12 protein-coding genes are annotated in these 13,034 nt (G+C 65.3%); 7 read left to right on the top strand and 5 right to left on the bottom strand.

Annotated features, from left to right (window positions below; genetic code table 11):
• Window position 1: 1 nt before the first annotated feature.
• Window positions 2-3,295 (top strand): efflux RND transporter permease subunit, encoded by a 3,294-nt coding sequence (locus WDB91_RS02840; RefSeq protein ID WP_339113658.1) that lies wholly within the window; start codon window positions 2-4, stop codon window positions 3,293-3,295.
• Here the strand turns inward: WDB91_RS02840 and WDB91_RS02835 are convergent, their stop codons facing one another.
• Entirely contained in the window at window positions 3,296-4,144 is an 849-nt protein-coding gene (locus WDB91_RS02835; RefSeq protein ID WP_339113657.1) for a protein-disulfide reductase DsbD domain-containing protein, read from the bottom strand. It abuts the gene before it with no gap.
• A gap of 198 nt (window positions 4,145-4,342) precedes the next feature.
• On the opposite strand from WDB91_RS02835, the gene WDB91_RS02830 reads away from it, so the two are divergent.
• The gene (locus WDB91_RS02830; RefSeq protein ID WP_339113656.1) at window positions 4,343-4,903 is read left to right on the top strand and encodes a YqgE/AlgH family protein; all 561 of its coding nucleotides are present in this window, start codon (window positions 4,343-4,345) and stop codon (window positions 4,901-4,903) included.
• 18 nt (window positions 4,904-4,921) lie between these two features.
• On the opposite strand, the gene WDB91_RS02825 is transcribed toward WDB91_RS02830, so the two are convergent.
• Window positions 4,922-5,875: an L-threonylcarbamoyladenylate synthase gene (locus WDB91_RS02825; RefSeq protein ID WP_339113655.1), complete on the bottom strand. Its 954-nt coding sequence runs from the start codon at window positions 5,873-5,875 to the stop codon at window positions 4,922-4,924.
• A gap of 155 nt (window positions 5,876-6,030) precedes the next feature.
• On the opposite strand from WDB91_RS02825, the gene WDB91_RS02820 reads away from it, so the two are divergent.
• From WDB91_RS02820 to WDB91_RS02810, 3 genes are all read left to right on the top strand, one after another.
• Entirely contained in the window at window positions 6,031-7,695 is a 1,665-nt protein-coding gene (locus WDB91_RS02820; protein ID WP_339113654.1) for an acyl-CoA dehydrogenase family protein, read from the top strand.
• The gene (locus WDB91_RS02815) at window positions 7,692-8,735 is read left to right on the top strand and encodes an MBL fold metallo-hydrolase (RefSeq protein WP_339113653.1); all 1,044 of its coding nucleotides are present in this window, start codon (window positions 7,692-7,694) and stop codon (window positions 8,733-8,735) included. The genes WDB91_RS02820 and WDB91_RS02815 overlap by 4 nt, the downstream gene beginning before the upstream one ends.
• Window positions 8,736-8,928: 193 nt before the next feature.
• Window positions 8,929-9,588, top strand: coding sequence for a hypothetical protein (locus WDB91_RS02810; RefSeq protein ID WP_339113652.1), 660 nt, complete (start codon window positions 8,929-8,931; stop codon window positions 9,586-9,588).
• Window positions 9,589-9,634: 46 nt separating this feature from the next.
• Here WDB91_RS02810 and WDB91_RS02805 read toward each other — a convergent pair whose 3' ends face one another.
• On the bottom strand, window positions 9,635-9,967 hold the full coding sequence (locus WDB91_RS02805) for an AzlD domain-containing protein (protein ID WP_339113651.1): 333 nt from the start codon (window positions 9,965-9,967) through the stop codon (window positions 9,635-9,637).
• Window positions 9,964-10,674 carry an AzlC family ABC transporter permease gene (locus WDB91_RS02800; protein ID WP_339113650.1) on the bottom strand — a complete coding sequence of 237 codons (711 nt, stop codon included), beginning with the start codon at window positions 10,672-10,674 and terminating at the stop codon, window positions 9,964-9,966. The genes WDB91_RS02805 and WDB91_RS02800 overlap by 4 nt, the downstream gene beginning before the upstream one ends.
• 93 nt (window positions 10,675-10,767) lie before the next feature.
• Here WDB91_RS02800 and mobA point away from each other — a divergent pair, with 93 nt between their 5' ends.
• Window positions 10,768-11,346, top strand: coding sequence for a molybdenum cofactor guanylyltransferase MobA (mobA, locus tag WDB91_RS02795; RefSeq protein WP_339113649.1), 579 nt, complete (start codon window positions 10,768-10,770; stop codon window positions 11,344-11,346).
• Complete coding sequence (locus WDB91_RS02790) at window positions 11,343-11,987, top strand: GNAT family N-acetyltransferase (RefSeq protein WP_339113648.1); 645 nt, start codon at window positions 11,343-11,345, stop codon at window positions 11,985-11,987. The genes mobA and WDB91_RS02790 overlap by 4 nt, the downstream gene beginning before the upstream one ends.
• Before the next feature lie 2 nt (window positions 11,988-11,989).
• Here WDB91_RS02790 and WDB91_RS02785 read toward each other — a convergent pair whose 3' ends face one another.
• A complete protein-coding gene (locus tag WDB91_RS02785) occupies window positions 11,990-13,024 on the bottom strand; it encodes a hypothetical protein (RefSeq protein ID WP_339113647.1) in 1,035 nt (344 codons plus the stop codon).
• Window positions 13,025-13,034: the final 10 nt, after the last annotated feature.

Genomic DNA, 13,034 nt, shown 5'->3' with positions numbered 1-13,034 from the left:
GATGGGGCTGATCGGCCTGTTCACCCGCCATGCCACGCTGGCCAATATCGTGCTGGTGGTGATGCTCTGCGCGGGGATCGTGGCCGCCCCCAAACTGCGGGCGCAGTTCTTTCCCGATACGGTCAGCGACGAGATCGATGTTTCGGTTGCCTGGGAGGGGGCGGGCGCCGAGGATGTGGATCGCGCGATCATTCAGGTGCTCGAACCGTCGCTGCTGAGCGTCGAAGGGGTGGCTGCGACAGAAAGCACGGCCCGTGAAGGCCGCGCCGAGATCGAGCTGGAATTCGAGCCCGGATGGGATATGGGCCGCGCGATGGATGACGTGCAGAGCGCCATCCAGCTGGCGGGCGATCTCCCCGAGGCCGCCGAGACCCCCGAGATCCGGCAGAGCGTGTGGCGCGATACGGTCACAGATGTGATCATCACCGGTCCGCTCGCCCCCGAACAGCTGGGCCGTCTGGCCGACGAAATGATGGCGCGCCTCTATGCCCAAGGCGTGACCCGCACCACGCTCTCGGGGATTGCCGCGCCCGAGGTAAGGGTGGAGGTGCCCACGACCTCGCTGATGGCACATGATGTCAGCCTGAGCCGGATCATCGCGGTGATCCGAGCCGCCACAGATGCCACGCCGGCGGGCGATGTGGCCTCGGGGGCGGCGCGGGTGCGCGCGGGCGAGGAGCGCCGCGAGGCCCGCCAGATCCGCGATCTGGTGATCCGCACCGATGCCGATGGCGCGGCGTTGACGGTGGGTGATGTCGCGCGGATCAGCGTGGAGGGCGCGGCGCGCGAGCGGGCCTATTATGTGGGCGCCAATCCCGCGATGACGATCAATGTGGCACGCTCGGCCCAAGGCGATGCGATCGCCCTGCAGGGCAAGGTCGAGCAGGTCGTGGCCGCGATGCGCCCCGATCTGCCCGCCAATACCACGATCGAGCTGGTGCGCAGCCGGACCGAGCGGATCGTGGCGCGGCTCGATCTGCTGGTCGATAACGGTCTGGTCGGGCTCGGTCTTGTGCTGGTGCTGTTGTTCCTGTTTCTCAATGCACGCACGGCGATCTGGGTGGCGATGGGTATTCCCGCCTCGCTCGCGGCCGGTCTGGCGGTGATGTATCTGGGCGGTATGACGCTGAACATGATGTCGCTTTTCGCGCTGATCCTGACCTTGGGGATCGTTGTCGATGATGCCATCGTGGTGGGCGAGCATGCCGATTTCCGGGCCCGCCATCTGGGCGAGCCGCCCGAAGTGGCTGCTGAAATGGGCGCGCGCCGGATGCTGGCGCCGGTCTTTGCCTCGACGCTGACCACCATCATCGCTTTTGCGGGGCTGGTGGTGATCGGCGGGCGGATGGGCGATATGATCATGGATATCCCGCTGACGGTAATCGCGGTGCTCGCGGCCTCGCTGGTCGAGTGTTTCCTGATCCTGCCCAACCATATGTCCCACGCGCTGGCGCATATCGGGCAGCCGCGCTGGTATGATGCGCCCTCGCGGCTGACCAATCGCGGGCTGGACTGGTTCCGACGCAAGGCGATGCGGCCTTTGGTGCGCGGTATCCTCCATGCGCGCTATCCGGTGCTGGCATTTGCGGTGCTGCTGCTGGCGGTGCAGGTGGCCTTGCTGAAAACCGGTCAGGTGCAGTGGCGCTTCTTCTCGCCGCCCGAACGGTCAAGTATTTCGGGGGCCTTTGCCATGGCCAATGGTACCACCCGCGAGGACAGCTATGCCGTCATGCGCGAGCTGCAGGCTCTGGTTGCCAAGGTGGGAGCCGATTACGAGACCGAATACGGGCTCAATCCGGTGACCTATGTGATCGGCCAGCTCGGCGGGGCCTCGGGGCGGTCTCTGGCCTCGGCCGATACCAAGGACACCGACCAGCTGGGCTCGATCTCGGTCGAGCTGGTCGATCAGGATCTGCGCCCCTATTCCAGTGCCGATTTCATCCGCCGCCTGCAGCAGGAGGCGCCCGATAATCCGGCTCTGGAGGAACTTTCCTTCCGTGGTTTCCGCGCGGGGCCTGGCGGCGACAGCCTTGCGGTGCAGTTTACGGGCGCCGAGACACGGGTGCTCAAACAGGCTGCCGAAGAGTTGAAAACCGCACTATCGGCCTATCCCGAGGTCTCGGCGCTGGAGGATAATCTGGCCTATGACAAGGAGGATCTGATCCTCGATCTGACACCGCAGGGACAGGCACTGGGTTTTGATACGGAGACATTGGGGCAGGAATTGCGCGCCCGCCTGAACGGCACCGAAGCCGCGAGCTATCCTGACGGGGTGCGCTCGGCCACGATCCGCGTGGAATTGCCCGAGGCCGAGAAGACCGCCGATTTCATCGACCGGATGCAGCTACAAAGCCCCGGTGGCCGGTGGGTGCCCTTGTCGGATATTGTCACGGTGCGGCGCGAGGCGGGCTTTTCCACCATCCGCCGCGACGACGGGCTCCGCCAGATCGAGGTGACGGGGGATATCTCCGAGGACGACCCTGAACGCGCCAATGCGATCATGACCGAGATGCAGAGCCGCATCCTGCCCGATATCGCGCAGCGGCTGGGGGTCAGCTGGCTGCAGACGGGGCAGGCCGCCGACGAGCGCGATTTTATGGCTGATGCGCAACTCGGGTTGATCCTGTGTCTTTTGGGGATCTACGTGGTTCTGGCATGGATTCTGGCCAGCTGGGCGCGGCCATTGGTGGTGATGGCGGTCATTCCCTTCGGACTCGTAGGGGCGGTCTGGGGGCATTACCTCTGGGACACGCCCATGTCGATGTTCGCCGTGGTGGGCGGGCTCGGCATGGTGGGGATCATTATCAATGATGCCATCGTGCTGATCTCGACGGTGGATGACTACGCGCGGCACCGTGGTTTGCGCCCTGCGATCGTGGAGGCGGTGGCCGACCGTCTGCGGCCTGTGCTGCTGACAACATTGACCACCGTTCTCGGGCTCGCGCCGCTTCTCTACGAGGGCAGCGCCGAGGCGCAATTCCTGAAATCGACGGTCATCACGCTGGTCTACGGGCTTGGCTTCGGGATGGTGATCGTGCTGCTCTTGGTGCCTGCCGTGCTGGCGGTTCAGGCCGATATCCTCCGGATCCTCGCCTCGACGCGGCGCGGACTGAAAGCGCCGCGCCTTGCGGGCGCACTCTGGTGGGGGATCGGGCTGATCGTTCTGGGGGCGGCGCTCGGCTTCGGACCGGTGATCGCGCGGGGTGGTAGCCTGTCGCAGAGCTGGCTGGTCTTTGCGCCCTTCATTCTGGGCGCGCTCGCCGTGGCCGCATGGCGCACGCGCCGGAGGCGCTAGTTACATCCGCGCGCAGCCATCCATCTCGTAGGCATGGGTCTTGTCGAGCACCGTGATCCGCAGATCTTTCGGATCCAGATCGAAGGGCTCGGAATTGGGCGGCACCAGATCTGCCGTGGCACTCAGGGTATTCCCCTGATGTGACATTTGCGAATCGGACACCCAGACGGGCTGCGAAGGCAGTTCGAAGAGCGCCACTTGATCGGGAGCGGCATCGGACGGTAGCTGTGCCGTTACACGGACCCCGTCGCGGATCGGTGCTATGGTGCAGCGTGCCGTGCTGGGAACCTTTTTGGGCTGAGCTTCCAGCGCCTGTGTGATCACTGCATCCTGCGCGCCTTTGCCCTCCAGATCGGCGGCCAGATCGAGCGAGACGGGGATGCAGATATCATGGCAGATCCCCAGATCGAGATCGGCCTCCAGCTGGATCGGCTGGCTGGCATCTTCTGGCACCAGCTCGATCGGCAGGATCATCTGGTCCTTGTAACCGATTGAGCGCGTTCCGCTTTCCATGAATACCTGCGGTCGCGGCCAGTAGATTTTCACATCCTTCAGATTGCTCGAGGCCTTGAAGTTGAAGCTCGGCGGGATGCCCGCATCGCCCGGATGGCGCCAGTAGGTCTTCCAGCCTGCATCCAGTGTGATGCGGATCGCGGCCATGCGCGTGCCGTTCTTTGTCTGCCAGCCGTCCAGTACCTCGGCATGGCTCAGCCCCATCGGTAGTGGCACGGCCTCGGAGGTGGGCGGCAGGGTCATGGCAAGCTCGGTCGTCTGCGCGAAGGCAGGAACCGCACCACAAACGGTCGCGAAAAGGCCTAATCCCAGCCCGGAAGATGCAAGTCTTGTCATGATGCTCATGAGTTCCGCTTATCGCCAAGAAGACGCTTCCGCAAAGTCACAAACGCGCCAGCAAGGCTAATGGCGGCCTTTTGGCCACATTGACACCTTGAAGAGTGACCTCTTGCGGACCAGTTTGATGGAAAGACATTGCGGACTGGTGCCAATGCGGCATCAGATCGGGACAATGCGGCGCATGAGGAGGCCCTGATGGATCTGAGCGGCAAGATTTTGATTGCGATGCCCGGTATGGGTGATCAGCGGTTCGAACATTCGGTGATCATGGTCTGCGCCCATTCCGAGGAAGGGGCGATGGGGCTGATCGTCAACAAGCCCCTGCCCAAGCCCGATCTGCCCGATCTCTTGGAGCAGCTGGGGATCACCATGACCGCTTCCGATGACAGCAGCGAACGTCCGATCCTGTTTGGCGGGCCGGTCGAGACCGGTCGTGGCTTCGTGCTGCATTCGACCGAATGGGATGGCGGCGGGCCGGTGATGGAGGTGGGCGAGGAGCTGGCCATGACCGCCACCCGCGACATTCTCGAGGATATTGCCGCAGGCAACGGGCCGGATCGCGCGGTTCTGGCGCTCGGCTATGCCGGTTGGGGGCCGGGCCAGCTGGAACAGGAGATCCTCGATAATGGCTGGCTGATTGCCGATGGCGATGCCGAGCTGGCGCTCTCGGGAGATTACGCCAATAAATGGGTGCGCGCGCTGGGGACGATGGGGATTGATCCCCGCACACTCTCTGCGACGGCGGGCCACGCCTGAGAAGCTTCAGGGGCGGTGTTATGGGCGGGGCGCTGCGGCCCGATCCAGCCGGTCATTGACCGCCAGACCCAGCCCCGTATCGGGCACGGGCGCCACTGCGATGCAGCTGGCGCCTTTTTGCTGCGCCAGCGCATCGGCCTCGCGCAAGAGCCCGAAGAGGCGGGTTGCGGCCTCGGTCGTATCGCCCGTCTCCGAGAGGGTGAAATCGGCTCCCGCGCAATGGGGTCCGAAACCGATCCAGATCTCGCCCGACTGGCGGTCGGTGGCGTTCAGCCGCACCGCAGCGCCCGGTGCATAATGGGATTTCAGCTGGCCCGGCGCATTGGGTTTGTCGGCATCGCCGCCGGTGGGCAGAGCGCGGCCCAGCGTGGCCTCGATCTCCTCGAGTGCCAGCCCGCCGGGGCGCAGGAGCGCCAGCGGATCGAGCGAGAGGATCGTCGATTCGACGCCCACCCCGCAGGCCCCGCCCTCCAGCACCGCCGCGATCCTGCCCGAGAGCCCGTCCATCACATGCGCTGCGGTCGTGGGGCTGATCCGCCCCGAGGGGTTGGCCGAGGGCGCGGCCAGCGGCCCGTCATATTCCTGCAGTAATTTGCGCGCGACCGGATGGGCGGGCATGCGGATGGCCAGAGTGTCGAGCCCCGCGGTCACCAGATCGGAGATCCCCGCATCGGGGCGCAAAGGCAGCACCAGCGTCAGGGGCCCCGGCCAGTAGCGCGCGATCAGCGGCCGCGCCGCCTCGGGGATGGTGACATAGCGCTCGGCCATCTCGACCGAATGCACATGCACGATCAACGGGTTGAACTTGGGCCGCCCTTTGGCCGCATAGATCGCGGCGACGGCCTCGCTGTTGCGGGCATCGCCGCCCAGCCCGTAGACCGTCTCTGTGGCAAAGGCCACCAGTTCGCCTCGGCCCAGCAGGCGGGCGGCCTCGGTATAGCCTTCGGGGGTGGCGGAGAGGAGATCGGTCATGGGCGGTATCGGATCTGTTTGACGTAGCGTCGTGATTGCTGGAAAGAGGCAAGGCAGTAACCTCGTCCCCATTACAGCCTTGTGCATAAGCCTGTCTGCCGCAAATGCCAAGCGGCTGCCACGGGTCGGGTTGAGGGAGGTCATGGCAGGACATCATGGGTTATCGCGCCGCCGCCGGAGATATCCGTTTCATCCTCGATCATCTCACGCCCTTGCCGCAGCTTTATGGCAGCGCGGCCTTCCCCGATCTCTCGCCCGATCTTGCGGGGTCGATCCTGACCGAGGCCGCGAGGATTTCCGATGAGGTCTTGGCACCCTGCAACCGTGCGGGCGATCTTTATCCGGCGCGGCTCGAGAACGGGAAGGTCGTGACCTCGCCCGGTTTCCGCGCCGCCTATACCGCGCTGGCCGAGGGCGGATGGGTAGCGCTGGCCGCGCCCGAGGCTTATGGCGGGATGGGCCTGCCGCAGGCGCTGGGGTTGGCGGTGAACGACATGATGGCAGGGGCCAATATGGCGCTGCATCTGAAGCTGATGCTGACGCAAGGCCAGATCGAGGCGCTGTCGCATCATGGCAGTGCCGAGCAGCAGGCGTTCTATCTGCCCAAGCTGATTTCGGGCGACTGGTCGGGCACGATGAACCTGACCGAGCCGCAGGCCGGATCGGATCTGGCCGATATGCGCACGCGGGCCATCCCCGATGCCGATGGTAGCTATGCGGTGACGGGGCAGAAGATCTTCATCTCTTGGGGCGATAGCGATCTGGTGGAGAATGTCAGCCATCTGGTGCTGGCGCGGTTGCCCGATGCGCCCGCGGGCACCAAGGGGATCAGTCTGTTCGTGGTGCCCAAGCTCCTGCCGGAGGGCGAGCGCAACAACCTGCATGTGGCAAGCCTCGAGCACAAGATGGGGCTGCATGGCTCGCCTACCTGTGTGATGGTCTTCGAGGGGGCCAAGGGCTGGATGGTGGGGGAGCCCCATGCCGGGCTCGCCGCGATGTTTACCATGATGAACAATGCGCGCCTGTCGGTGGGCGTGGAGGGGATCGGCGTGGCCGAGGCCGCGCTGCAAAAGGCCGCGCAATTTGCCACCGAGCGGGTGCAGGGCCGCCCGATCATCGAGTTTGCCGGTATCCGCAGGCTCTTGGGAGAGGCGCGGGCCGAACTGTTTGCGGCGCGGGCGCTGGCGCTGAAGGCCGGTGTGGCGCTGGATATGGCGGGGGCCGATCCTGCGGGAGATTGGGCCCTGCGCGCGGCGTTCCTGACGCCGGTCGTGAAGGTCTATGGCACCGAGGTCGGCGCACGCGCTTCGGATGCAGGTATCCAGATCCATGGGGGTATGGGCTTTATCGAGGAAACGGGGGCCGCGCAGTTCTGGCGCGATGTGCGGGTGACGGCCATCTACGAGGGCACCAACGGTATTCAGGCGCTGGATCTGGTGGGCCGAAAGATGCGCGACGGGGGGCGGATGGCCTGTCAGCTGTTACAGGAGGTGCAGGAACAGGCCGCACGGGCCCACCGGCAGTATCCCGATCTGGCCGCACCGGTCCGGGAGGCGGCCGAGGCCGTGCGCGCGGCGGTCGAATGGCTGGTCTCGCAGGACCAGACCACACGGGCCGAGGCCGCGGAAGATATGGTGCAGGCCCTTGCGCTGGTTCTGGGGGCGGGAGCGCATCTGGAGGCTGTGCTGGCCGATCCGGACCGTCGGGCGCTGGCGGCGGTGCATATCGGGCGGGTGCTGCCGCGCTCTGCGGGCGCGGTTGCCGCCATGCGGGCGGGCTCTGGACTTCGGGCGCTTTCGCTTCCAGATTTGGGGCTATGACAAGCCCTCTCTCCGCCCCCCGATGCATCCGCTATCCCTGGCCCGAGCCGCCCGCCCCGGGCACGCTCTGCGAGGTGGCGCCCCGCATCTTCTGGTTCCGGCTGCCGCTACCGATGGCGCTCGACCATGTGAATGGCTATGCGCTGGACGAGGGCGACAGCTGGACGCTGGTCGATCCGGGGGTGGACCGGCCCGCCTGTCGCAAGGCATTGATGGCGCTTCTGGACGGGCCTCTGGCCGAAAAGCCGGTGCGCCGCGTCGTGGTCACCCATCACCATCCCGATCATATCGGGCTTGCGGGATGGCTGCAGGGGCGGGGCGCCGAGCTGTGGACCACGCGCACCGCATGGCTGATGGCGCGGATGCTCCAGCACGATGTGCAGGACCGCCCCGATCCGCAGACCGTGGCTTTCTGGCGGGCGGCCGGGATGCGGGCGGATATGCTGGAAAAGCGGTTGCAGGAACGGCCTTTCAACTTTGCCGATTGCACGGCGCCGCTGCCTCTGGGCTACCGGCGGCTGGTCGAGGGCGAGCGGATCGAGATGGCGGGGCGGGAGTGGAACGTGCGGATGGGCAATGGCCATGCGCCCGAACATGCGACCTTCTGGAGCGGCGATCTGGTGATCGGTGGGGATCAGCTGCTCCCCTCGATCTCGGCCAATCTGGGTGTCTATGCGACAGAACCCGAGGCCGATCCGGTCGCCGAATGGATGGCGGCCACGCAGTCCTTCCTGCCTCTGGCGCGCGAGACCCAACTGGTTCTGCCCGGCCACAAGCTGCCCTTTACCGGCCTGCCCACGCGGCTTGCCCAGATGATCCAGAACCATGATGGCGCGCTGGACCGCCTGCGCGCGCATCTGGGCGCTGGCCCAAAGACCGCCTGCGAGTGTTTCGCGCCGCTTTTCAAGCGCGAGATCGACGAGGGCACCTATGGGCTGGCGATGGTGGAGGCGGTGGCCCATCTCAACCATCTGCTGCATCTGGGCGAGGTGCGGCGCGAGCCGCGCGCGGATGGCGCGTGGCTCTGGCATCTGCTCTGAGCCCTGCGCCAGATGTGAGCCCGCGTGTTCTAAGGCCGTGTTTTTATGATCGTGCCCTTGGCAGAACAGCTTGCGGTTTTATCTGTCACGGGCCTGTGTTGCTGTTGTCTCCAACCGGATTTGATGCTTCACAAAGGCGGGATAGGGGATGTTGGCCCCTAGTGATTGCAAAAGATTGAAGGGGGTCTGGCTGATGCGCCGACTACTTGTTTGTTTGGGCATGTTGCTGGGCCTTGCTGCCTGTGCGGCTGAACCGCATTGGGCGCCGGATGACGCGGTTGCCAAAGCCCATTATGTGTCGGGCGATCCGCCCTCGGTCACGCTTTACACCGTGGTCAGCCGCGAGACCGGCGCAGGTGGCCATTCGGGCCTTATGATCGACGGGCCGGAGCGGGTTCTCTATGATCCGGCGGGCACATGGTATCACCCCTATTCGCCCGAGCGGAACGACCTGCATTTCGGTATCACCGAGCGGATGCGCAAATTCTATATCGACTACCACGCCCGCGACCGTTGGGACGTGATCGAGCAGAAGGTGCCGGTCACCATGGCGCAGGCGCAGCAGATCCGCGCGAATGCCGAGAAATACGGGGCCGCGCGGAAATCCTATTGCGCCAATGCGATCTCGACCGTGCTGAAGGATGTGCCGGGCTTCGGGGCGATCCACCATACATGGTCGCCCAAGAAGCTCTCGCGCTATTTCTCCGAACTGCCGGGCGCGACCTATCGCGTCTATCATGACAACGATCCCGAGAATAATACGGGTGTCCTGATGATCCAGCAGACGGATCCGCGCGCCGCCGAAATCCGCGAGAAAGCCTTCGAGCTTCAGGACGGCAAAGCCGCGAACTGACAAAGGGCCCCTCGGGGCCCTTTTCCTTTGCGCGGTGCGCACCTGTTCAGAACAGGACGAACAGCCCCAGATAGAGCGCGGCGAACCCTGCCAGAATGGCGATCAGCACATTGCGCGAAGCGATGCCTGCGGCGAGCGTCAGCAGGGCCGCCAGCATGCGGGCGGGTTCGATCTGGCCGTCGGTTGCCGCAGGCCAGAGCACCAGTGGCGCGACCATTCCGGGCAATACGGCGACCGGCGTATAGCGCAGATAGCGCAGCAACCATTCGGGCATGGGTTTGCGCGCGGCCAGCCCCAGAAACACATAGCGCAGGGCGAAAGTGCCGATCCCGAGGATCGCGATGATCATCCAGATCTGGGCGGTGCTATACTGGCTCATGCGGATTGCCTCCGTGCCTTGATCCGGCCAACAAATAGCTCGACCTGAGCACCGGTGACCATTGCGCAGACCGCCGCCACCAACAGCCCCGTGCCTGCGGGCAGAAAGCCCAAGAGGAGCGTAACCACCACCGAGACCAGCGCCGCCGCGATATGTGGCAGCGACCGCAGCACGGGCGCGATCATCGCCAGAAAGGTGATCGGCACCGCGAAATCCAGCGCGAATTCCTGCGGGATCGAGGCCCCCACCAAGGCCCCCAGCAGTGTGGCCAGAAACCACAAGGGCGGCAGGATCATGCTACAGCCCGCATAGAAGGCCAGCCGTTCGCCTATGCTCAGGTTCGGGCGACTGCGGTATTCGGTTTCTGCGGTCACAAAGGTCTGGTCGATCAGGAAATAGGCCACCAGCATGTGCTGCCAGCGTTTTGCCTGGCCCAGATAGGGGGCAAGCGCCGCCGAATACATGGCCATGCGCATATTGATCGCAAGCGAGGTGAGGATGACCAGCACCACCGAGGCATGTTCGCTCATCAGGTGGATGGCGGAAAACTGCGAGGCCCCCGCCAGTACCAGTATGGTGAAGCCCATGACCTGTGCCAGATCGAAACCGGCCTCGGTCGCGGCCACGCCGAACAGAAGCCCGAAGGGCGCGATCACGAGGGTGAAGGGGAGCGTGCTGATCACGCCACGCAGAAATGCCTTACGCAAGGGGATGCTTTACTCTTGTAAGTTGGGGTCTGTGGGGGCATGTCATAAAGCCTGTCTGGGCGCTCTCAAGCCCAGAATTGTATCGGAGGCAATTTGGGGTATTTCGGCCTGATCCTCGCGGGGGGCGAAGGACGTCGTCTTGGGGGTGTCGATAAGGCGCTTGTTCCGCTGGGCGGTCAGCCTCTTCTGGCACATGTGATGGCGCGGTTCGCACCGCAGGTCGAGCGCGTGGCGATTTCGGCCAATGGTGATGGTGCGCGGTTTGCGCCCTGGGCTCAGGGCTGCCCCGTTCTGCCCGATCCGCCCGCGCATCTGCACGAGGGGCCGCTGGCGGGGATACTGGCCGGTCTCGATTGGGCGCAGGCGCAGGGCGCACAGGGTGTGGTCACGGTGGCGGTGGATACGCCTTTCCTGCCATACGATCTTGTCGCGCGCCTTGCGGGGGAGGGACCAGCGCTGGCCATGTCGTCAGAGCGCAGGCATCCGACCTTTGCCGCATGGCCGGTGGGCCTGCGCGATGAGGTGGCGCGGGCCCTGCGCGCGGGAGAGCGCCGTTTGGGGCGGCCTCTGCAGGGTGCGCGCGCGGTGGTATTCGAGGCGCCGCCCGATCCGTTCTTCAATATCAACACGCCCGAGGATCTGGCGCTTGCCGCGGGGAGGGCCGTGCGATGACCTATCGTATCCGGCGGGGCATCCCCGATCATCATCGTGCGGCGGCGGCGAAGCTCTACTGGCAGGCCTTCGGCAGCAAGCTGGGCCGTGTTCTGGGGCCCGACCCGCGGGCGCTGGCCTTTGTCGAACGGGTGATGGATGGCACGCACGGGTTTTGCGCGATCAACGAGGAGACGCAGGAGCTTCTGGGAATTGTGGGGTTCCGCACGGCGCACGGAGCGTTCGTGGGAGGCGATAATGCAGATCTGCGGGAAATCTACGGGTTGTTCGGTGCTGCATGGCGGCTGACCTGCCTGTGGGTGCTGGCCCGCGATCAGGAACATAAGGCGATGGTGGTGGACGGGCTGTCCGTGCGCGCCGACCAGCGCTCGGGCGGGATCGGCACAGCGTTGCTCGAGGCGGTCTGCACCGAGGCCCGTAGGCGCGGCTATGTCCAGCTGCGGCTCGATGTGATCAAGGAAAACATGCGGGCACGGGCGCTCTATGAACGGCTGGGCTTCCATGTCGTGCGGGTGCGGGAGAGCCGGTTGACGGAGATGCTGTTCCTCTACCGCACGGTGTTCATGATGGTGCGCCCGCTCAAACCATGGGATAACGGGCGCAATGCGCCCGATCCGGGGCAGTCCCGCTCATCAGGCTGAGGTCAGTCGAAGGTGCCGGTGACGCGGCCCAACAGCATGAAGGCGCGGGCCGAACGGGTGTCGGACAGCTCCGAGATCTCCAGATCGCTGGCATTGGGCTCGAAGCCCGCGAAGGTCTTGTCGAACTGGCGCAGGAAATGGTGCGCCGCATCGCGGAAGACCGTGTCGTTGCGCATCCGTGCGGCGGTCAGCGCCAGCGACGAGCGGTCACGCACACCGCCCAGAGCCGCGACCTCGCGGCCACGCTCGCCCTTGGCAAAGCGGCGCCACAGTTCGGGGCGCGCACGGTCGGGCTTGAGATCGTCCATATAGATGCCGTCCTGCGACATGAGGTTCAGGACATCCTGCGCCGAGCGGATCAGCTTGGCCATCATCCGGTCCTCGAGTGCGCGGCGCAGCGCACGGAAGCCCTCGCGGTCATCGGCGGTATCGGGGAAGTTCAGCGCCCGTACGAAATCGGACACCGTTACAGGCGTGCCGACCGGATCGACGGGCGCGCCAAGTTCCAGCGTCGGCTGCTCCTCGTAGAGCGGACGGGCGGGTGCAGGGCTGATCAGGGCCATCTTGGTATCGGCATGGGCCTCGAGCAGTTGCCCCTCGCCCCTCGCCATCAGAGTGGCGATCGTAGCCTCGGTCTGGCGTGTGCTCTGGAGCAGTTCGTCGAGCTTCTTGTCCTGCGCGCCATCACGGCGGGCACGGGCCTCGGTGACCCATGCCTGACGCATCGTGTCCACAGAGGCCCGCAGAGACTGTGCCTCGGCCCGCATCTCGCGGGCCGAACGCGCGGTGAGGGCGGCGATCCAGATCATCGCGAAGGGCAGGAAGATACCCACAAGCGCGAAGACCAGACCCAGCGCCCCTGTCGAGCTGTCCGTTTCCGACCCGACGGGCGCGAGAGCCCAGATCCCGATGACCAGTGCCAGCCAGATCAGGCTCAGAACAGCCGCAATGATCTCGCCGCGGCCGATGCCGCCGCCCGTGACGGGCGGGGCCTGATCGAGCGGGCGGTTCAACGGATCGGGTTTTTCGGTTGCCATCTGCGGGCTC

Origin of the sequence: Thioclava sp. GXIMD2076, from assembly GCF_037949795.1 — a bacterium.
GTDB classification, from domain to species: Bacteria; Pseudomonadota; Alphaproteobacteria; order Rhodobacterales; family Rhodobacteraceae; genus Thioclava; species Thioclava kandeliae.
The sequence above is the reverse complement of the archived record's forward strand: the minus strand, read 5'-3'. Positions and strand labels throughout refer to the sequence as shown.